This window comes from Sunxiuqinia indica (assembly GCF_009847015.1).
Lineage (GTDB): Bacteria > Bacteroidota > Bacteroidia > Bacteroidales > Prolixibacteraceae > Sunxiuqinia > Sunxiuqinia indica.
The window spans coordinates 122,032-144,322 of record NZ_WVEM01000012.1 but is presented as its reverse complement, the minus strand read 5'-3'; the positions used below and the strand labels follow the sequence as shown (position 1 = coordinate 144,322).

At 39.9% G+C, this 22,291-nt stretch carries 18 protein-coding genes; all 18 read left to right on the top strand.

All coding sequences use genetic code 11. The features are described 5' to 3' along the window. Nucleotides 1-168 precede the first annotated feature (168 nt). The gene (locus GR929_RS16970; protein WP_159521993.1) at nucleotides 169-711 is read left to right on the top strand and encodes a hypothetical protein; all 543 of its coding nucleotides are present in this window, start codon (nucleotides 169-171) and stop codon (nucleotides 709-711) included. Nucleotides 712-1,082: 371 nt separating this feature from the next. After that, nucleotides 1,083-2,192, top strand: coding sequence for a Fic family protein (locus GR929_RS16965; RefSeq protein WP_159521991.1), 1,110 nt, complete (start codon nucleotides 1,083-1,085; stop codon nucleotides 2,190-2,192). Nucleotides 2,193-2,481: 289 nt separating this feature from the next. Then, nucleotides 2,482-4,029, top strand: coding sequence for an IS1182 family transposase (locus GR929_RS16960; RefSeq protein ID WP_159521989.1), 1,548 nt, complete (start codon nucleotides 2,482-2,484; stop codon nucleotides 4,027-4,029). A 137-nt stretch (nucleotides 4,030-4,166) separates the two neighbouring features. Beyond that, complete coding sequence (locus tag GR929_RS16955; RefSeq protein ID WP_159521987.1) at nucleotides 4,167-4,946, top strand: hypothetical protein; 780 nt, start codon at nucleotides 4,167-4,169, stop codon at nucleotides 4,944-4,946. Nucleotides 4,947-5,099: 153 nt separating this feature from the next. After that, entirely contained in the window at nucleotides 5,100-5,852 is a 753-nt protein-coding gene (locus tag GR929_RS16950) for a putative signal transducing protein (RefSeq protein ID WP_159521985.1), read from the top strand. A 43-nt stretch (nucleotides 5,853-5,895) separates the two neighbouring features. After that, complete coding sequence (locus GR929_RS16945) at nucleotides 5,896-7,710, top strand: hypothetical protein (RefSeq protein ID WP_159521983.1); 1,815 nt, start codon at nucleotides 5,896-5,898, stop codon at nucleotides 7,708-7,710. A gap of 282 nt (nucleotides 7,711-7,992) precedes the next feature. Then, a complete protein-coding gene (locus GR929_RS16940) occupies nucleotides 7,993-8,358 on the top strand; it encodes an HIT family protein (protein ID WP_201301045.1) in 366 nt (121 codons plus the stop codon). Between the two features lie 300 nt (nucleotides 8,359-8,658). Beyond that, nucleotides 8,659-9,888 (top strand): LL-diaminopimelate aminotransferase, encoded by a 1,230-nt coding sequence (locus GR929_RS16935; protein ID WP_159521979.1) that lies wholly within the window; start codon nucleotides 8,659-8,661, stop codon nucleotides 9,886-9,888. A 162-nt stretch (nucleotides 9,889-10,050) separates the two neighbouring features. Beyond that, nucleotides 10,051-10,800, top strand: a complete 750-nt coding sequence (locus GR929_RS16930) for a peptidase associated/transthyretin-like domain-containing protein (RefSeq protein WP_159521978.1) — start codon at nucleotides 10,051-10,053, stop codon at nucleotides 10,798-10,800. A gap of 201 nt (nucleotides 10,801-11,001) precedes the next feature. Continuing rightward, a complete protein-coding gene (locus GR929_RS16925; RefSeq protein WP_159521976.1) occupies nucleotides 11,002-11,820 on the top strand; it encodes a pseudouridine synthase in 819 nt (272 codons plus the stop codon). 38 nt (nucleotides 11,821-11,858) lie between these two features. Next, nucleotides 11,859-12,341, top strand: a complete 483-nt coding sequence (locus GR929_RS16920; RefSeq protein WP_159521974.1) for an RNA polymerase sigma factor — start codon at nucleotides 11,859-11,861, stop codon at nucleotides 12,339-12,341. 10 nt (nucleotides 12,342-12,351) lie between these two features. Continuing rightward, nucleotides 12,352-13,029: a hypothetical protein gene (locus GR929_RS16915; RefSeq protein ID WP_159521972.1), complete on the top strand. Its 678-nt coding sequence runs from the start codon at nucleotides 12,352-12,354 to the stop codon at nucleotides 13,027-13,029. Beyond that, nucleotides 13,016-15,436 (top strand): DUF5686 family protein, encoded by a 2,421-nt coding sequence (locus GR929_RS16910; protein ID WP_159521970.1) that lies wholly within the window; start codon nucleotides 13,016-13,018, stop codon nucleotides 15,434-15,436. Before GR929_RS16915 ends, GR929_RS16910 begins: the two co-directional genes overlap by 14 nt. Before the next feature lie 247 nt (nucleotides 15,437-15,683). Next, the gene (locus tag GR929_RS16905) at nucleotides 15,684-17,912 is read left to right on the top strand and encodes a tetratricopeptide repeat protein (RefSeq protein ID WP_159521968.1); all 2,229 of its coding nucleotides are present in this window, start codon (nucleotides 15,684-15,686) and stop codon (nucleotides 17,910-17,912) included. A gap of 188 nt (nucleotides 17,913-18,100) precedes the next feature. After that, nucleotides 18,101-19,405, top strand: a complete 1,305-nt coding sequence (locus tag GR929_RS16900) for an MATE family efflux transporter (protein ID WP_159521966.1) — start codon at nucleotides 18,101-18,103, stop codon at nucleotides 19,403-19,405. Nucleotide 19,406: 1 nt separating this feature from the next. Next, nucleotides 19,407-20,087 (top strand): DNA alkylation repair protein, encoded by a 681-nt coding sequence (locus GR929_RS16895; RefSeq protein ID WP_159521964.1) that lies wholly within the window; start codon nucleotides 19,407-19,409, stop codon nucleotides 20,085-20,087. Between the two features lie 100 nt (nucleotides 20,088-20,187). Further along, nucleotides 20,188-20,961 (top strand): Bax inhibitor-1/YccA family protein, encoded by a 774-nt coding sequence (locus tag GR929_RS16890; protein WP_201301044.1) that lies wholly within the window; start codon nucleotides 20,188-20,190, stop codon nucleotides 20,959-20,961. Nucleotides 20,962-21,121: 160 nt separating this feature from the next. After that, a complete protein-coding gene (locus tag GR929_RS16885; RefSeq protein ID WP_159521962.1) occupies nucleotides 21,122-22,288 on the top strand; it encodes a GNAT family N-acetyltransferase in 1,167 nt (388 codons plus the stop codon). Nucleotides 22,289-22,291 lie beyond the last annotated feature (3 nt).

The following is a 22,291-nucleotide window of genomic DNA, read 5'->3' as shown; positions in this document are numbered from 1 at the left end:
TATTAAACTATATAATAACAAAAGGCTTCATGTATCTTTAGGGTACAAAACACCTAACTCGGTGTTTCAAAACGTAGCTTAAAATAATGATTAACCTGTAGCCGTATTCTAGGACTAGACATAGTGAAAAAAAGAACACGCACTAAAATTAGACTTTAATCGACAGATATGGAAAGAATTATAAAATTGAGACATTGGCAAGTTTTCAGTATTCTGACATTTTTCTACATTTTAATTTTTGTATTTCAAGAGATGGAATTAAGTATTGGAAAATTGACTCCGATTGAACTTACCGTTGCATCGACAATAATTTTGCTAGTCTTATTCTTTTTGTGGTTTATGACAATTGGAATCTTTTTAAATCAAATTTCTGACAATCCATATCACTTTAAAAAGTACTTGATAATTATCGCTGGCATTTCATGCATTCTTGGATACTCGCTTTTAAATTTACAAAGACTTGGACTTGAAAAAAATATTGTTCCAATGTGGCTTTCGTTTGTTTCGTTTCCATTTACCTTTTGGGGAATAATTTACATATTTTATAAAGTTCCAAAATCATTAAAATCAATTGAGTTAGGACACGAAGCTAAGTTTTCCGAATTTCTTATTGACTTGATTCTATTTGCAATTTTTCCAATAGGAGTTTGGTTTCTCCAACCGAGACTAAACAGAATCTGTGCAGTAAACGAAGAAAAAGAAAATGAATAAACTACATACCGTTAACAAATTGTATATGGCAGGCGGGGGTTTTAGCGGTCTGACAAGTCAGACCTCGTGCCCACTTTCCTGCGGGTCTGACAGGATTTCTTTTCGAAATCCCGCCCGACCACATACAAGTGACCGTCAGACTGTCTAAAAACCTCTTTCCATGAAAGAATTATTTGGGTAGCTGGCTTTAATAAGAATGAAATATTGAAACCTCAATGGCTTAATTTTACTTTTCAGACAGACTGCCGTTACAAACAATGCTAAGAAAGACAGCATGCGGCGATTAACATCAATATTTATCGCATAATATGCAACGAATAGGGTAGATGTGCGGAGAATAAGCAGTATATTTATCGCAAATATTGCGGAGAATGGAAATCTATATATACCAAAAAGAAGGTTGGGCTAACTTTAAATGGGACAATGAAAAACTGCTTTCGTTGTTAGGAAAAGTAAGAAATTTACAAGGAAAACTTGTAGGTAAGATGGAATCACTAGGCTTCGACCTTAGAAATGAAGCAACACTAGAAACATTAACTCTTGATGTTATAAAGTCAAACGAAATTGAGGGAGAAATCTTAAATCCAGAACAAGTACGCTCATCGTTGGCTCGTCATTTGGGAATGGAAATTTCAGGACTAATTCCATCCGACAGAGATGTTGACGGAGTTGTAGAAATGATGGTGGATGCGACACAAAATTATTCTATACCATTAACAAAAGAAAGACTTTTTGATTGGCATGCTGCTCTATTCCCAACTGGAAGAAGTGGAATGTATAGAATAATTGTTGGAGACTGGAGAGACGACTCAACAGGTCCAATGCAAGTTGTTTCCGGTGCTTTGGGAAAAGAAAAAGTTCATTATCAAGCTCCGGACGCTTCAACTATTGAGAATGAAATAACCCAATTTTTAGAATGGTTCAACAAAAACGAAATACAAGACCCTGTTATTAAAGCAGGAATCGCACATTTGTGGTTTGTCACTATTCACCCTTTTGAAGATGGAAATGGTAGAATCGCCAGAGCAATTACAGATATGCAATTGGCAAAATCGGATGGAATATCACAACGATTTTATAGCATGTCTACACAAATAAGCAAAGAAAGGAAACAATACTACGATATTCTTGAAAAGACACAAAAAGGAACTGTAGAAATTACAAGTTGGTTGGAATGGTTTTTAATGTGCTTATTTAATGCTCTAAATTCTTCGAACCAGGTTTTAGGCAAAGTAATCTACAAGCACAAATTCTGGAATTTGAATGCAACAAAACTACAGAACGACAGGCAAAAATTACTTCTAAATAAATTATTAGATGGATTTGATGGAAAATTGACTTCATCAAAATGGGCAAAAATTGCCAAATGCTCAACAGACACTGCGTTAAGAGATATACAGGACTTGATAAATAAAAATATTTTGAGAAAGACTGAAGGAGGCGGACGAAGTACAAGTTATGAATTGGTAGAACTAGAATAAAAAAATTAAAGCCCAGTTTGTAACAAAAGCTATATGTAATGCGGGGTTCAGCAGGTAATTCAATCGCGGTTCTCCGTTGCTACACCGCCAATTCGTCTTTGACGACTTGACTAAAAAAACAAAAATGTGAATAAACGAATTGGCTCAGTGGCAGCCTGACTGTGAAGCGTTTCAAAGTCCCGCACTCCACATAGCCAAACCGTCAGACTGTCTAAAAACCCACATTGAATTGTTTATAACAAGTCCGTTTTACCGGAGGATCCCTGTTATTGGTTTTGTGTCTTAAAGCATGAAATACATACAGGGACATGATCGCCATCAAACCCATCTTTTTCCCATATCACTGGATCAGGCCATTGATTCCAACAATGAGGTTCGCCTGGTCGATCTGTTTGTTGATCGTCTGGACATGGAAACTTTCGGGTTTAGAAGTCAATTTCAGGAAAACGGCAGGCCGGCTTATCACCCTGCCGACTTATTAAAGCTTTTTATCTACGGGTACCTGAACCGCATCCGTTCATCGAGGCAACTGGAGAAGGAGTGTAAACGAAACATCGAAGTCATGTGGCTTTTGAAAACGCTGGCTCCCGATCACAACACCATAGCCAATTTCAGGCGGGACAATCCAAAGGCCATCAAAAAGGTATTCCGGGAAACAGTCCGTATCGCCCGGTATTTCGGCCTGATCGGAGGTAAGCTGCTGGCAGGAGACAGCACCAAGCTCAGGGCTCAGAACAGCAAAAAGAACAATTACAACCAAAAGAAAATAGACCGGCACCTGGAATACATCGACAACAAACTGGCCGAATACAACAAAGTACTGGCCCAAAGCGACGGGGATGAAAAAAAAGAAGTTGAACAGGAAATTGAAAAGCAAAACCGCCGTAAAGACGCATATAAGAAACTGGAGCAACAGTTAAAGGATTCGGGACAAAGGCAAATATCCACATCAGACCCTGATAGCCGACACCAGATTACACGCAATAACATTACCGAAGTAGCGTATTCAGCACAAACAACCGTAGACGCCAAGAATAATATCCCGATAGACTATAAAATAACCAATGCCAATGATAAAAAAGCCATGGGAATGATGCTGCGAAGGGCCAAATCAATTCTAAGGCATAACAACTTTACCGTCCTTTACGACAAGGGATACCACACAGGCAGCCAACTGGCAATTGCCGACGCTCTGGGCATTTCGGCGATTGTTGCCATTCCCCCTTTTTCCGGCGCCTCACATGCCCCTGACCTGAGATACGACGTGCAGCATTTTGATTACGATCAGAAAACCGATACCTATACCTGCCTGCAAGGACACACCCTAAGAACCACAGGTTACTGGCACCGCGCAAAAAATGCTACCGGTGAAACAGCCTACCGTTTCCGCAACTACACAACACCAAAATGCAAAACCTGCCAGGTACGCCCCCTGTGCACGAAATCGGCTGTGAATGGCAAGCAAGTCAGGCGTAGCGAGTTCGCCGATCATATTGAAAACAACAAAAAACGGGTTCGAATCAGTGAAAAGTTGTACAAACGAAGGCAGGCAATCGTAGAACATCCCTTTGGAACCATTAAACGCCAGTGGGGATTCAATTACATCATCACCAAAAAGTTTCTTGCAAGCGCCGAAGCTGACTTCGGATTCACCATGATTGCCTACAACTTCAGAAGACTCATCAACCTGATTGATAAAAAAGCGTGGGAGCAGCTCCTGGGAGAATTTGTCCATTATTTTTCAATAAATAAGAGCCTAAATCACTTCAATACATACTTTTTACACCTTTTGCTTATCAAAACAAAATTTAATCCCTATTTTCATATCGCAGCTTAAAAAGCCCGAAATCATCAATGAATGAAAAAAATGTTTGGGTTTTTAGACGGACTGCCGTTACCTGCAAGCTTGAAAAAGCAACCATTATGAATTGAAAATCATCTAATTGGAAAAAGAAATCAATAAAAAACCAAATTATGAAAAACATTCAAACATTGATTTACACAATTGCCTTAGTTGGTTTGCTTAGTTGTAATAAAGACGAACTTGTTATTCAACAAGGAGAGTGTATGCCTTTCTCCATTTCTGACACTTACGAATATCCAATTGTTCCAGGAACGGATGAATGGGCAGACTTAAAATCATTAACCGAAAAGGTACAGGCTTGCCAAATCCCAAGTAGCAAATTAAAATCTATTTCTACAGAGGGTTTATTGGAAACTTTATTGACATATCCGCTAATACTTGACTATGGTGCATTTAATTTACAACAGGACGGATTTGAAAGAATTAAATCCGAAAACAATGGATTTGACGAACTTTATGGAAGAACTGATTTCTTCAATGTAATTACAGAACGATATAAGCTAATGTCTTTAAATTGTGACAAAAATTATTATCCGCCATTTATCGGAGAAATGGAGACTCCAATTCAAATTTCTTTTGAAACAATTGAATTCTTTATGCTTCAGGACGAGTTGTTAAATAAAACGAATTCAAATCAACGAATTCAACTTCTTGAAATGGTGTTAGAAAAGCTTCAGGCAAAAAGAGAATACGGTATTTCAGAGAATGGAAACTTGGTTTCATATGCGATATTGGGAAAAATCATGATTAAAGAAAACTATTCTCCATTCGTAATTATCAATGAAGAGAATGAAATAATGTCTGGATTAGAAAGAATTCCTATTGGATTCGATTCAAATATGTTAGACTTAATTGAAAACAATGCAAAAGGATTAAAAGCCAGCAGGTAACACAGTACATATTGCAGGGCGGGGTTCGGTGGTACGCCAACTGCGGATTCTCGTTTCGCAGTTCCGTGTCCTTCGGACAGGAACGCTCCCCGAAATCCGCTCGGCAACAGATACTAAGCCGTTAACGGTAACCTAAACAACCAATAAATACAGATGATTAAACTTGAAACGTTGTATCGTTCGAATAGTCCGATTGACTGTCACATTTTAAAAGGTAGATTAGAACGTGAAGGGATCGATTGTTTTGTATTTGATGAAAATATAGTTTGGGTGCATCCTTTTAGGGCTGTTGCAATTGGAGGAGTGAAATTAAAAGTTCCCTCGGACCAACTGGATCTTGCTAAAGAAATATTAAAACAAATAAATGAAGGCTACCTGTTTGATGAAAATGGGAAATACGAAATAGCCGAAATCTTGCATTCAGAATATGAAAAGCAGATGGAGGTTTTAAGAATAAAATCTGAAATTCGTAACAATCCAGCCTTGATTGATCGACCAATGGAGATTAAAGCAGGCATTTTGAGTCGGAATGACATTGATTGTATAATTGATTCTGAAACGAATTTTCAACTTTTATTGAATAATAAGTTCGAATTTACTTGGAAGGATTTCCTTTTTGAATTGTTCGATTTTGACGGCGATGTTTTTAAGTGTTTAAGGACTAAGCCATTTGAATATTATCTGGACAAAGAAATTGTAGCCAATTATAAACCGAAAAGTTCATCCGATTTTGCTGAGATTTGCCCAAATTGCAAATCAACTAATACACGGAATGGATATGCAATAGATTATAAGTGGGATATGTTGTATTTGATTTTATCCTTATTCTTTTTGGTTCCATTTCCCTTGATTAGAAAGAAAATTCATTGTTTCGATTGCGGCTTCGATTTTAAAAAACAAAAGTAGCCGTTACACAACACCTTAATGTTTCATGAAAGTCAGCTTCGATATGAAATACAACTACTCCTATAAACACCTGATCGTATTGCTTTGCTTGATTTTGGTGGTCTTTCGTTTTTTTATCGATCCGGTAAATGTATTGACCTGGGATGTGTTTGGATACTACTTGTATCTTCCGGCAAAATTTATTTACTCCGATTTGGGGCTAAGCAATCAGGAGTGGCTCACGAATTTAGTCGAAACCTACCAACCCACGTCAACGCTTTATCAGTTGGTTCATTTGGGCAATGGGAACTGGGTCATTAAGTATACCATGGGTTTATCCATACTTTATTCCCCCTTTTTCTTTTTAGCTCATTTCATTGCCGAACCGCTGGGCTATCCGGCTGATGGCTTGTCCTTGCCCTATCAGTATTGCCTCACCTTGGGAGGACTCCTTTATGCCATGATTGGCTTGGTTTATTTGGCAAAAGTTTTGCTTCATTTTTTCAATCAGTACACCACCAGCATCCTGTTGGTCATTATCTTTTTCGGAACGAATTACTTTCATTTAACCATTTGGGATGGCACCTTACTGTCGCATAATTTTCTGTTTACCTTTTACGCCCTGTTAACTTTTTTCACCATAAGATGGTATGCTGATCATCAAATAAAACACGCTGTCATTATCGGGTTATCAGCCGGAATGATCACTTTAATCAGGCCATCGGAAGGAATCTGTGTGTTGATTCCTTTGCTGTGGTATGCCGGGGAGGAAAACTATTTCAAGCAGAAACTAAGCGAATTGAAAACGCACTATATACAGATCCTGCTTGCCGGTTTTTGTTTTCTGCTTGCACTTCTTCCGCAAGCCCTGTACTGGAAAGCCATTACCGGAGAGTATTTATTTTACTCGTATACAAATCCGGGTGAGGGACTCGACTTTCTAACACCGTATACTATCGATTTTTTATTTAGTTTTCGAAAAGGATGGTTTATTTACACCCCCATTATTCTCTTTTCCTTCGTCGGGTTTTATCATCTGTATCAAAAAAACAAGCCGGTATTTTACACCATCTTTATATTTATCATTCTGGATATTTACATTGCCTCAAGCTGGACAACCTGGTGGTATGCAGGAGGCAGTTTTAGCTCCCGATCAATGGTTCCTGCCTATGTATTGCTCGCCATCCCAATGGGGTTTTTTATCGAAAAGGTAAAAGTAAACCCCACAAGAAAACTGGCATTCAGTGTGGTAGCACTGCTGTTTATTGTGCTGAATTTATTTCAGTCGTGGCAATTCGAAAACAAGGTGCTTAGTAAAGAGCGAATGACCTGGGATTATTATTGGGCGATATTTGGTCAAACATCGGTTAGTGAAGAAGATAAGAAATTGCTGTTGGTCAATCGGTCGACAGAAACTTTTCAGGACTTTGAGAACCGGAACGATTACCGGCGTAAGTCGCTTTACAAAAATTCGTTTAACGAAATGCCCGCGGACTCATCACGCCACGAAAATGTATTTGTTCTTGACGATAAGCATCATTTTTCTCCCGGAATTGATATTCAATATCAGGACTTAACCAACGTTGATCATGCCTGGATCAGCGGTTCGGTGAAGTTATTTATTCCGAATGGGTACAGCGAAATACTTCCGGTATTGGTGGCTGCTTTTCATCATCAGGGTAAGACTTATAAATACCAGGCTTTCGAGCTTAAAGCCGAAGAGGTCGTTTGGGGAGACTGGAATGAAATTCAGTTCGACTACCTCACGCCTGAAGTTCGATCCAAGGAAGATAACTTGAAGATTTATGTCTGGCATCGGGGCAAGCAAAAAGTGCTGTTGGATGACTTTATTATTGATGCTTATGAACCAGCTAAATAGTGCTATTCGGTTGTCGCACCCCGGGTTGTTTCAACCAAAGTTGTAGAAAAAAGAAGAATTCCTTAAAAGTGAATGTCGGCTACAGCTTAAGAGAAGAGCTGCGAGATGTTTGAATAAGGGCTGTTGAGCGATAATGTTAAGAGAGCGGCTGGCAACATGATTTTCTTGCCAGATTAAAAATGATTGAATTATCTTTGGGGATAAATTCAATAAAATCAGACTATGTCATCACCCGTGTCAGAATGTTTGTATTGTCAAAAGAACGATACCTTAAACAGCCTAATGATCAAAATCTGTGATTTAGAAGTTTCCGAATTATTTTTATTTAAAGAGCAATCCTATGCAGGTCGTTGCAATGTTGTTTATAACGACCACGCAGTCGAGTTTCACGAGTTAAGCAACGAGCAGCGCGATGCTTTTATGCGCGATGTAGCCAAAGTTGGAAAAGCGATTGCCAAAGCTTTTAACCCAACCAAAATCAACTACGGAGCCTATGCCGACACCTTGTCTCATTTGCACATGCACATCGTTCCAAAATATGTAGATGGCTATGGATTTGGAGGTGTTTTTGAAATGAATCCACAAAAAACAACCCTGTCAGATACTGAATATGCAGAGGTAATCGAGAAGATTAAAGCCGCATTATAGTACACGATCTTAATCGAATAAACCGCTTGCCTCAATTGATATTGAGCAATGCGGTTTTCTTTTTTCAGTTGACTCATTTCGGTCAATTTCCCGGATGACAATCAATCTCAGATTCCCCGGATGATTGCTTCTTTTTACCTGATGCCTGGAGCCGTTTCATTTGATTTAAGCTCCTGGCAATCATTACTAAATCGTAAAATCGGGTAGGGCTTTTAGGCATTAAGCAAGCAATTTTATACCTTTGTGCGCCTGAATTTTGAAGTATTCAAACAGAATAATCACTAAAAATAGAAAATTGATATGGCATTGATTAATGAGCATTATCTGAAATTGCAAGCGGGATATTTATTCCCCGAAATTGGACGACGCGTTAGCGAATTTGCGGCAGCCAACCCCGATAAAAAAATTATCAAAATGGGTATTGGTGATGTCACCCAACCGTTGGTTCCTACCGTGTTGAAAGCATTTCATGAGGGAGTTGACGAGCAGGGAACAGCAGCAACCTTTAAAGGTTACGGACCGGAACAAGGCTACGAATTTCTGCGTAAGGCAATTGCTGAAAATGCCTATCAAGCCAATGGAGTTAATATCCCGGCTGATGATATTGTCGTTTCTGACGGTTCGAAGTGTGACACCGGAAATATTCAGGAAATTTTTGGAGCAAGCAATAAAATTGCCATTTGCGATCCTGTTTATCCTGTTTATTCTGATACTACGGTAATGTCGGGTAAAACCGGTGAGTGCAAGTCGAATGGCTACTATGATGGTATTATTTACATGCCTTGTACCGATGAAAATAACTTCACTCCGGATCTTCCAACCGAGCGCCCCGACTTGATTTTCTTGTGTTACCCCAATAACCCAACAGGGACGGTTGCCAGCAAAGAAGAGTTGAAAAAATGGGTGGACTATGCCCGCGAGAATAAAAGCATCATTTTATACGATGCGGCCTACGAAGCATTTATTACCGAAGATGGCATTCCTCGTTCGATCTACGAAATTGAAGGAGCCAAAGAAGTAGCAATTGAGTTCCGAAGTTTTTCGAAAACAGCTGGTTTTACAGGTGTTCGTTGTGCGTATACCGTAATTCCTGAAGAGTTGAAAGCTTTTGATAGCAAAGGCAATGCTCACTCAGTTAAAAAATTGTGGTTGCGTCGTCAGTCAACTAAATTCAACGGGGTTTCTTATCCGGTACAAAAAGCGGCTGCTGCCGTTTATACGGCTGAAGGTCAGAAAGAAGTGAAGGAAGTAATTGCTTACTACCTTGAAAATGCCCGCATCATGCGCGAAAGCCTTGAAGCAATTGGTTACACGGTGTACGGAGGGGTGAATGCACCTTACGTTTGGGTGAAAACCAAAGGAGGCATGACTTCCTGGGAGTTTTTCGACAAAGTGTTGAGCGAAGCCAACGTGGTAGGAACTCCAGGTTCCGGTTTCGGTCCTGCCGGTGAAGGTTATTTTCGCTTTTCAGCCTTTGCTGATCGGGAAAGTACGATTGAGGCAATGACTCGCATCAAGAATTTGAGCTAATCGAATTGTCACAAATATGATTCAAAGGGAGCCGATTGGTTCCCTTTTTTTGTATCGCAGTAGCTGGCTTGCTGATATCAAAAAAATAAAGAATGTTAAAAGCTTTTAAGCTTTGTTTAATTAGTCATTGAATCACTTGTAAAATGCTACTTTTGTTAGATCATGAATAAGCTAATTGCTATACTGATTCTATTGTTTTTTGCAAACGCCATGCAACTGGCTGCACAGGATTGGGCAGATATCGATCCCATTCTCATTCACTTAAATGGACAAATTCTGAACAAAGAAGATGGTTTGCCGGTGCCTTATGTTCATGTGGTTAACATGCGAACTCATGGTGGCACGACAACGGATGCACAAGGACGTTTTTCGATGGAAATGCTGAATGTAGATAGCCTTGGAATCACTGCGATGGGTTTTATGAAAGAATATTTACACATTCCCCCGAAACAAAATCCCGACAGTTTGTACACCATTTGGCTTAAGCCAATCCGCTTTGCCATTGGGGAGGTTGAAGTAAAGGGAAAGTCGAACTCTGTGGATTTAGGGGTTTCAACGGGTAAACCGGTTGATATTGATCCTGAATTGCGGGGAGATGCGTTTAATTCAAAACCGCCTTGGTATGCCGCTATTTTTTCTCCGGCCTCGTTTATCCAATATCATGTTAGTCGCAGCGAAAAGGAGAAGCGCGAAGTTCGAAAAGCAATTATTACAGAAAAGCGATGGGAATACTTATCGCAATACTACAATAAAGAGTTAGTCATGAACCTGACAGGTTTGGAGGAAGCGGAAGCCGATTCGTTTATGATTTACTTCAACTCAAAAGGAATGCTCAATCAGGTTGATAATGATTACGAGGTTCGTGAAGCCATTTTGGAGCAGTATGAATTGTATAAGCTGGAAGAGGAATAGCGGAGACGTTTTTAGTTTCGAGTTTTCAACATCCAGCTTCCCAAAATTGATTGTAACGATTTCAAATTGCTACAATCAATTATTCAATGAACAGCTAAATTCCAAGTTCGTACCTTCGCAGGTTCAACTTACATCTTCCCTCATCCTTAATGTGCCAATCTGAATTCTTTTTCCGACCTTTGCAGCGATTGAAATTAAGTTATGACGAAAAATTCAAAAACTGAAGGACGAAATTATTCCTGGGGAAACGATTCTGACAATCAGTCATCATCTCCTCAAAATAAAAAAGTGAGTATTGTTAAAAAGTCTGATCGGGAGATTCGACTCAATAAGTTTATCGCCAATGCCGGTATTTGCTCGCGCCGCGATGCAGATCAGCTTATCGAAAAAGGTGAAATAAAAGTGAATGGCGAAGTTGTCACCAGTCTCGGGCACAAAGTAACAACCAAGGACGAGGTCGTTTATAAGGGTAAGATGCTTAGTGCAGAGAAAAATGTGTATGTGCTATTGAATAAGCCCAAGGGATTCGTAACCACCATGGATGATCCGCATGCCGAGAAAAAAGTGATTTCGTTAGTCAAAAATGCCTGCGAGGAGCGTATTTATCCGGTTGGCCGATTAGACAAGGACACCACCGGACTGTTGTTATTTACGAATGATGGCGAATTGACGACTAAATTGACTCACCCGAGTTATGAAAAGAAAAAAATCTACCACGTATTTTTGGATAAAGAATTTACGCAAGACCACCTGGAGCAGGTTAAAAAAGGCATTGAGCTCGAAGATGGTTTTATTGCTGCCGACGCGATTAGTTTTGTAGAAGACGGCGATAAACGGGAAGTGGGCATCGAAATCCATTCGGGGAAAAACCGAATTGTGCGCCGCATATTTGCTCACCTGGGATATCGGGTTGTTAAACTCGACCGTGTTGTTTTTGCCGGACTAACCAAGAAAAACCTACCCCGAGGAACATGGCGTTTCCTTTCTGATAAAGAAGTTGGATTTTTAAAAATGAGCTAGTGTAATTTATCCGATAATTCCAGACTAATAACTTCGCTTTGGAAAAGGAATTTGTTCAGATTATATCGCAAAATCAGGGAATTATACACAAGGTATGTTCCATTTATTGTGATTCGGAAGAAGATCGTCGCGATCTGTTTCAGGAGATACTGGCGCAGTTGTGGAAATCATTTCCATCATTCCGGAACGAAGCCAAATTTACGACCTGGATGTACCGTGTTGCCTTAAATACAGCAATTACCAGTTTTAAAAAGAATAAACGTCAGCCTGATAAAACAGGCATTGAGGTGGGAAACTTTCAACTGGCTGTTGAGGAATATGACCACGAAACCGAGGAACAGATCAAGCTACTACATCAAGCAATCACCAATTTAAGTGGGATTGAAAAGTCTATCGTCTTGTTATATCTCGAAAACAAGAAATACGAAGAAATTGCGGAGATTACGGGGATTACTCAAAATTATGTGCGTGTGAAGATGAACCGGATCAAGAAGAAACTGAAAAAGTACATGAATCATTGAAGCTAGAGGAATGGAACTGAAAGATTTAAAATCGGCCTGGGATAAGTTTTCGTCTAATGATGCAAGTAAGCATCAGTTGGGAGAAGAAGCCATTTACGAAATGCTTAAAAAACGCACCCGAAACTTCATAGAGCGAATTGACCGGAACATTCGTATCGGAGTCGTCGTCTTGATTTTGTTGGCCTTGTTTTTTACTTTCGATGATGTTTTGCTCTCGTCTGATATGAGCTACCAAGCCACTCCGATCTGGATTCAGTTAATGGAAGGCGCAGGTATTTTATTTATTGTGGGGTCTTTCGTTTATTTTTTGATCAGCTACCGATTGGCTACCAAAGATTATTCGCATAGCAACGACCTTTCCAGGGTCTTGACATCAATCATCCGCATTCTTCATGTCTATCGCAAGCTGTTTTATATGGCACTTGGTATTTTGTTACTGATTCTCAGTATCAGTTTTATCTCGGGAATGTTTATGGGAGTTGAACTGAAAGCTGATGAGCTGGGCACCAATGTCGACGCGTTGAGTACTGCGCCACCCATGATTCGAATGATTGCCATTGGTGTTGTCGTATTGTTGCTTGTCATTAGTGGTTTGTTTTTCTTATTTCGATGGGGTTTTCGAAAACTCTATGGAAATTATATCTTTAAGCTGAAAGCAACCCTGATGGAATTGGATGAAATTGAATAAGACGATCTTTTTTAACATACTATTTTTCCTTGTTGTATGTGCAGCTCCATTTCAATCAGCTGCCCAGCCCCGCACAGTGAGGGTTGTCGATGCCAACACCTTACAGCCATTACCTTTTGTGAAGGCCTTAAGTGATTCGGTTCGTGTTGAGACAACAAGTAATATTGATGGTTACTTAAACCTGTACGGCATGACCAACGACACAATATTGTTGTATCATGCCGGCTACCGGATGCAAAAGCAGGTTTTGGCCAAGCTAAAAGATGGAGAACTAGTTCGCTTGCAGAAAGGCTTTTCCGGTTTCCACAATACGACTGAGCCGGAAGGTGCAAAAAGGGTTATTGAGAAAGTGCTGGACAATCGTCCCGTTCATCAACTTAAAAACATCAACTCCTATAAATATCAACTATACAACAAACTGACCGTTCAGTTAACTGACGACGATAGCCGGGCTAAACTCTACGATTCTACAGATCTTCAAGCCGGGTCTCTCCACGCGAAGTTGAAAAAAATGGCAGATCAGCAAGATTTGTATTTGCAGGAAGGTGTGCGCACAAAGATTTATCAGAAACCTGATCAGTCGAAAGAGATCGTGATTGCTGATCGCACTGCCGGTTTGAAAGATTCTGCCTTGGTCAGGCTGACGAAACAGCTCGAATCATTTTCATTTTATCAGGATACAATTCCTTTTTTTAACGAAAAATACATGAGCCCCATCTCGGATTCGGGTATTCAGAATTACCTGTTTTCGATCGATAAAAAGTTGTTAAATACTCGAGGAGATAGTCTCTTTGTTATTTCATTCAACCCATCGGAGAGTAATCGTGGCAGTGCTTTTGAAGGCGTTTTAGCCATCAATTCTGATGGATATGCCATTGAGTCGTTGCAAATAAATGCGACTTATTCAACTGAAGACACACTTGATTTTTCACTCCATCAACTTTATAATCAGTTACCGTCTGGGCAATGGTTTCCAAAATCGATGAGCTTCAAAATCGGAATTGAAAGATTCAAGCTTCATGAATTTCCATCAGAATCTCTTGATGTTCAGATTTCAGGGAAAAGTTTTATAACCGGCAGTCAACTAAATATTCCATTTGGTGATTCTTTTTTTGAACGACAGGACTCCTGGGATTCGTTGGAAAATGAGGAGCAGTCGCAGACTAGCCGTGATCCGGTATCAGTTGGCGAGCCAATCGATGCTTCTGCGGTGCGATCTGTTGATATCTTGGGATTACAGATCGATAAAAGTGATCAGTTAAAACTGGTGCAGTCATTTTCAAGCTGGCGATATCCGGTTGGTAAAATCGATATTTTGCTTGATCGCCTTGTTAATTATAACCGTTTCGAAGGTTTTCAGTTGGGATTGGGTTTGCAAACGAATCAGGATTTCAGCAGGCTCTTGTCACTGAAAGGCTATTATCGTTACGGGTTTCTCGATGATGAAAGTAAGTTTGGTGGAGATCTGTTTTTCCGGCTAGACTCGGCGAGTGACAGTCGCTTTTTTGTGCATTACGAAAATGATATTAAAGAAGATGGAAGCATTGATTTTTTAGAACAACCAAAACCTTTCATCTCTCATCAATTAGATGTTTGGTATCGGACTCATTTTACCTATCACGAGATTTATCAGGCCGGCTTTGTTGGTCGTATTCTACCTTCCTTTATTACCAAGATTTATTGGAAGAACTACCAGCTCAATAATCCAACATTTTTGGATGAATCCATAACCGACCCGTTGGTTAACTATCATTTAGCAGGCGTTCAATTTCGTTTAACATTTAAAGAAAAACTGTTTCGGCAGCGGGGTGAGATATTTTCCAGGGGAGGACGGTTTCCGGTAATTCACTTCAATTTCGAACGAGCATTGGATCAACATTCAGACAGACCCTATCAAGCTGTTGAGCTCAAGCTGAGCGATTCGTATACGGTTGGGAAACTAGGTGAGAGTGAATTTACCTTGCTCGGTTCGCTGCGGGAGTCGGGTGGTGTGATGAATTTACTTGCGAGTCCGCCTTTTTCTCGCTCAGAACTAATTTCTAATTACAACGAAAACTCATTTGCGACGATGCGGGTGAACGAGTTTGTTACCGATCAGTTGTTCGCACTTTTCTGGAGGCATAATTTTGGACCTGCATTATTTCGCGACAATCTAGACCATCCTGATATTTTCATGGTTTTCAATGCTGGTGTCGGCAAATCGGAATACGATGATCAAGCGAATTTTTCTTCGCGCTATTCTTCAATTCCAAAGGGGTATTACGAAGCCGGCTTGCTGGGCACGAAATTGGTTCGCGTGGGGCTGTTAAAGTTGGGGGCCGGAGCTTTTTACCGACTCGGTCCTTACCAGCTGGATTCTTTCAAGGATAACTTCTCGTTAAAGTTCAAAATTAATTTAGCGATCTAGTTGATTTTTTTTCTTTTTGTACAAGAAACGATACGATTAAATTTCATCCGTTTACATTTTATACTTTTAATTGCGATGTATGTAGCTCGCTTATAATCCCTATTTGTATAGGAATTTTTACATGCTCGTTTCATTTGACAATTTTTCCAGATGAATTTTTTGGCTGCACATCTGGCAGTCATATTTGCGTTGGAGTGTTTTTTGATGATACTGGTTTTTCGTATCTTTTAAAAAAATGACAACTACAATGACAAATAAAGAATTACATAAACGATATACAGAAATATGCCACAACCTGACAGAGCGTAAGTTGAAGCCTGCATTCGATTTATTAAAGGAGCTCATCAGCGAAAATGGCTTGGGGGTTTTTTACGATGAATGGCGCGAACTGGATCAAACCTATCATTATATGCTTCAGTACACGGTTGAAGGTATTCAGGATCCGGAGCGTCAAAAGGTGTATCGCAAACTAATTGAGTCTGCTTTCGAACTGGCTGATAAAGTAAATGAAGCCATTCGGTTGAAATACGCATCGTCTGTTGAATATGAAAAGCGAAGATCGTTCAAGGATCAGTTTATTAGCGATTTTGATTCATTTTTTATGGAGCTCGAAGCGCATTACTTAGGCGATGAACTGCAAGCAATGACCGCAGGAAAGGAACCCACCGACAAGGATAAACAAGCTGAAACGGAAAAGAATCATCAGCAAATGTTGCGTTTGTTTTATCATTTTTGGTTTCGCGATCAACTGAGCGTTGATGAAGTTCAGTTTTTCAAACGGGTTTTAACCAGTCCATCTATTGAAGTTTCCTACAAGTCGCTTTTAGTGACCGCTTTAACCTTGAGTTTGCAACGTTATTTTGACTCGGATAAATTCCGTTTATTATTTGATGTTTACGAGACAAAAGACATCGTTGTGAGTCAGCGTGCATTGGTCGGTTTACTGATAGCCCTTTATCAATACGACGCACGAATGCCATTTTATTCTGAACTAACCGGACGATTGAAAATTCTGAATGAAGACGCTGAGTTCAAGCGAAACCTTGAGCGGGTTATTGTGCAGTTAATTCGTAGCAAAGAAACGGAGAAACTACAGCAACGAATTCAGGATGAGTTGCTTCCCGAGATGGTTAAAATTAGTCCGAACCTGAAAGACAAAATCAATCTGGATAGCTTGATGGAAGAAGGGCTTTCGGATGATAAAAATCCGGAGTGGCAGGATATTTTCAAAGATTCACCCGGGCTGATGGATAAAATGGAAGAGTTTTCGGAATTACAGATGGAGGGAGCCGATGTTTTTATGGGATCGTTTTCGATGCTGAAATCGTTTCCGTTTTTTAATGAAATAGCCAACTGGTTCATCCCGTTTTTTGCGGGTAATCCGAGCCTGAATGAGAAGTTGGATCTTTCGGATGAAATAACCCGAGGTTTTGTTGAAACGATAAGCACTGCACCTATTTTGTGTAACTCAGATAAATATTCTTTTTGCCTGAGCATGCAAAATATCCCGAAGGAAAGTCGGGAATTTATGTTGCAGGGGATGAATGCAGAAATGAATCAATATCAAGAGATTGAACAAGATGAAGCACTCACTGATCCGGGCAAAAAAGCCGGGCTGATCTCCAATCAATATATTCAGGACTTGTACCGGTTTTATAAGCTGCATCCGCGAAAAAAGGATTTTGATGATGTGTTTAGTTGGCGGTTTGATTTTCATAACAAAACGGCATTGGGAGATATTCTGAAAGAAGATAAAACGATACTTCGAAATATTGGGGAATATTATTTTTCGAAGAATCATTTTGAGGAGGTGATCGACGTTTTTGAATACTTACTGGAAGAAGGGAAAGATGCCGAATTGTATCAAAAAATTGCCTTTAGCTTTCAAAAACTGGGTGACTATAATAAGGCGCTGGATGCATACCAAAAGGCAGAACTGTTTGAATTAAACCGGTTATGGAATCTAAAGAAAATTGCGTTGTGCTACCGAAATCTTAAGCAGCCTTTAAAAGCCCTGGAGTATTATCATGAGGTTGAGAAGATGAACCCTGACGATTTGAATAACCACCTCAATATTGGTCATTGTTTACTTGAGCTGGATCGGTTTGATGAAGCGCTAAAATATTATTTTAAGGTAGAATATTTAAAACCGGGTAATAAAAAAGTATGGCGTCCAATTGCTTGGTGTTCATTTCTGACCGGCAAAAAGGAACAATCGGAAAAATATTTTCAGAAGTTGATGGATGATGAGCCTAACCAGCACGATCTGATGAACATGGGGCATGTGCAATGGAGCTTGGGAAACCGGAAATCAGCTTTGGAATATTACAAACAGTCGATTTCCAAAGCAGGGTTCTCTGAAAGCGAATTTATGGAGGTTTTCTATGAAGATTTGCCGCAATTGATCAAGCAGGAGATTGATCAGGATGATGTTCCAATCATGCTCGATCAATTACGGTACTTTGTGGAAAAATAGGGAACGTGTGTATTTGGAAGTGAAATATGACGAGAGCTTACTTAGCAACATTAATGAGATTAGTGTGGGTATCGGCCATGTCAAATACAACGATGCCCATTAAAACTCATACCATACCGGCCAAGGAGTAAGTTCTGAGTGCACTGATTTTCGTTTGTGCTTTGCATATTTAGTTTTAGATTTGATCAATGAAATTTAGGCTGACCAATATTTCGTCTTTGCAGATTTTCCACCTGTTGCGGTTTGGTACTTTTATTTTGATTGGTGTTGTCTTTACCAAAACCAGCTTGACCACGGAGTCGATTGGAGAATACGAGCAATTTTTGTTTCTGGCTGGTGCTGTTAGTTTCTTTTGGCTGAATGGTCTGATTCGTGGTTTACTACCCATTTCAAAGGATGAAAGAGCAAGGTCGCAATCTCCGGTTTTCAATGCGTTCTTGCTGATTAGTTTTTTTACAGTTTTAGTTATCGGAGTTTTGGTTGTAGTTAGTCAGCCTGTTGTCGGCAAAAGTATTGGTATTGCCTCATTCCCTTATCTCTACCTGTTGTCGGCTTATCTGTTTTTTAGTGTCCCTGCCAATTTGGTTGAGTACTTTTTCTTGTTGCGAAATCGAACTCGTGCTATCGTATTATATGGTGGTATCAGCTTTTTGGTGTTGCTGCTTTTAGTTGTCCTGCCAACTTTTTTCGGAATGCCCATTCAATTCTCCTTGTATGGACTAGTGTTGGGTGCTTTCATGCGCTACGCTTATTTGCTGCTTCTGATTGTGCGTGCTCAGGAGAATCACTTTTCATGGATATTTATTAAGGAGCATCTGAAGCTTTCTTCACCTCTTATTTTATCTGCGTTGTTGGGGGGCTCAGCTCAATATGTCGATGGATTTATTATTACCTCAAAATTTGATGAGGCGGCTTTTGCAGTATTCCGATATGGTGCCCGCGAGTTGCCTTTTGTGTTGTTATTGGCCAACGCGTTTAGTAATGCTCTGTTACCGGAATTGTCGAATAAGGACCTGCTGACCGAAACGCTTGCAAAAATTAAAAAAGAGTCTACTCGTCTGGCAAATTACCTGTTCCCACTTTCTGCGGGCTTGTTGCTGGCTAGTCACGAGCTGTTTCCCATAGTTTTTAATTCCCATTTTGCCGAGAGTGCTACGGTGTTCAATATTTATTTGTTGCTAATTGTTAGTCGGTTGGTTTTTCCTCAAACACTTCTGATCGGTTTAAAGCAGACAAAATCGATCGCCTGGGCATCGTTTTGGGAGTTGTTGCTTAATGTCTCGCTTAGCCTTTGGTTTGTTCAGTTCTGGGGAATTGCCGGAGTTGCCTATGCTACGGTGGTCGCTTACTTGTTCGAAAAGCTGTATTTGATTGTTATCGTTCAAAATAAATTGAATATTTCAATAACAAAATACCAGAACATTTCCAGGCACCTTATCTATTCCTTACTTTTGCTAATTCTATTTTACGTGGTTGAGTTTGTAATTTATTGATATGGATATATTAATTGATGATCCGTCGGTTGATAAGCAGTTTCGAGAGATTCTTGCTAAAATACGGCGTTTGAAAAATGGAGAAACGGTCGCTCAAATGAAGGCCATGGGTTTGGTGTATAAAATCAATTGGGGGGCTTCCATTATTTCGTTGCGTGAGCTGGCTAAGCAGTACGACAAAAATCATTTGCTGGCCTTAAAACTTTGGAATAAGCAGTGGCGCGAAAGTATGATTATGGCAACCTTGTTGGATGAACCTGAAAAGATGACTGAAGAGCAACTGGATTTTTGGACGAAAAGTTTTGCTACTTCGGAGATTGCCGAGCAGGCTGTTTCCAACTTGTTTGTGCCGTCGAAATTTGCGTATGTGAAAGCGCTGGAGTGGTGCCGGGGTAAAAAGTATTTGGTGCGGTTTACAGGCCTCCACCTGATGGGACGACTTGCGATGGTTGATAAAAAGGCCATTGATGAAATGTTTGAGCCATTCTTTGACGTTCTTGTTCCCCTGATTAAGGATCCGGAACTGGGGCAGATTATTTACCGCAGTTTGCTGATTGTGGGCAACCGAAGTAATTTTTTGAAAGAACGGTGTGTCGAATTTCTGAACTCGGCGAAAGAAATGGAAGAGGAGCAGGCACAGAAAATAGCCAATTTGCTACTCGAAGATTTCGTCGAACTTTAACAGTTTTTCTTGGTTGTATCATTTGAGTCCAAAATGTCAGTATGAAAATCATGGTATGGTTTTTATAGTTATTGACACAAACATTTTAAATTTTTGAATTATGAATTTGACAAAATCATCAAATCCGGTTTTTGGGAATTCAGTTTTTAGCAAGGTGCAAACGGGTGCTCAAACTGATGTTATGACCATTGATGGAACGGTAAATAAAACCGGTCTGATGTTTCTGATATTGGCTTTTGCCGCTGCGTTTACCTGGCGCAAGTTTTTTGGTGTTTATGATTATGGCTCACCTGAAGGTGCATTTTCGGTCGTTGCTCCGTGGTTAATCGGCGGCGGAATCGGCGGTTTTATTGTTGCCATTATTACGGTATTTGCTCCACGTTATTCTAATATTACAGCTCCAATTTATGCTGTTTTCGAAGGTCTTTTTCTTGGAGGTATTTCTGCTTTCTTCGAAGCCCAATACCCGGGATTGGTTATGCGTGCTGTGGCTTTAACTTTTGGTGTGTTTTTTATTATGCTGTTTCTGTTTCGCTCAGGAAAAATTCGGGCAACCGGAAAGTTCCGAATGGCTATAATGGCTGCTACCGGAGGAATTGCACTGATTTATTTCATCAGTTTTATCGCGGGCATGTTTGGAGCCAGTTTCGGTTTTTTGCATGGCAATAGTCTGTTTAGCATTGGGTTTAGCTTAGTGGTTGTTGCTGTTGCCGCTTTAAATTTGATTTTGGATTTCGACTTTATCCAAAGGGGTGCTGCAGCCCGGGCGCCAAAAATAATGGAGTGGTATGGAGCTTTCGGATTAATGGTTACTTTGGTTTGGTTGTACCTCGAAATATTGAGGCTGCTATCGAAACTGGCCAGCCGTGACTAGTTTTAGCGGGAATTAGTTTATAAAGATTATAAAAATAGCGATGCTAATTGAATCAAATTCATTTAGATAAGCATAAAAAAGACAACAGGAGCTTCGGTTCCTGTTTTTGTTTTCTGGCGATAAGTATTAATTTCGGTGCTTTCAAAACAAGATAAAGTAAATGCAGCTAATAGAGGTGACGGACAAAAAGCTGATTCATGCATTTCATCAGCTTCCTTATTCAATATATAAACACGATAAAAATTGGGTTGCTCCTCTTCGGATGATGATTGAGGATATTTTCAATCCTGAGAAAAATAATACCCTGAAAAAAGGGAAAGCATGTCGTTGGGTTGCATACAAAGCAGGCAAACCGGTAGGCCGGATTGCTGCATTTCACTCGTCTAACTATGCCCATCAATTTGATCAGCCAACCGGAGGAGTTGGTTTTTTTGAATGCGTTGATGAACAGGAGGTGGCTGATGCTTTGTTCAATGTCTCAAAAGAGTGGCTGACTGCTGAAGGAATGGAAGCCATGGATGGACCAATTAATATCGGGGAAAACTTTTTTCACTGGGGGTTGCTTGTTGAGGGATTTATACCGCAGACCTTTGGGATGAATTATAACCCGGATTATTACCAGAAGCTATGGAGTAATTATGGATTTGAAACATACTACCGGCAATTCAGTTATCACTTAAATATTACAAGCCCTGATTTGCCTGAACGCTTTTGGAAAATTGCGGCATGGATGGCTAAAAAACCGGGTTACACTTTTGAGAATTTCACGTTTAAAAATCAGGAAACATACATTCGCGATTTCATCAATATATACGATCAGGCCTGGAGTAAGCATGATAATTATAAGCCAATTGATCCGCAGGATTTACGTGACATGATTAACCAATCGAAGTTAATACTGGAGGAAGAATTCATTTGGTTTGTATACAAAGAAGGTGTGCCAATCGGATTTTTCATGATGATTCCTGATGCGAACCAATTGATAAAATACTTCCCAAGTGGAAAAATGAACTTATTTAAGTTGCTCCGATTGTATTATTTGAAAAGGAAAAAGGTAATTAACCGTTGTCGGGTAATTGTAATGGGAGTTATTCCGAAGTTTCAAAAATCGGGTATCGAGTCGGCTATTTTTTACCAGTTAAGGCAAGTGCTTCTGCGAAAAGATTGGTACAATGAAATGGAGCTCAGTTGGGTGGGCGATTTCAATCCGAAAATGATCTCAATTTTTGAAGCGGTAGGAGGGAAAAAGGCCATAACACATTTAACCCTGCGGTATTTATTTGACCGGGAAAAAGAATTCAAGCGCTCGGCAATCATTGAGGATTAAGCA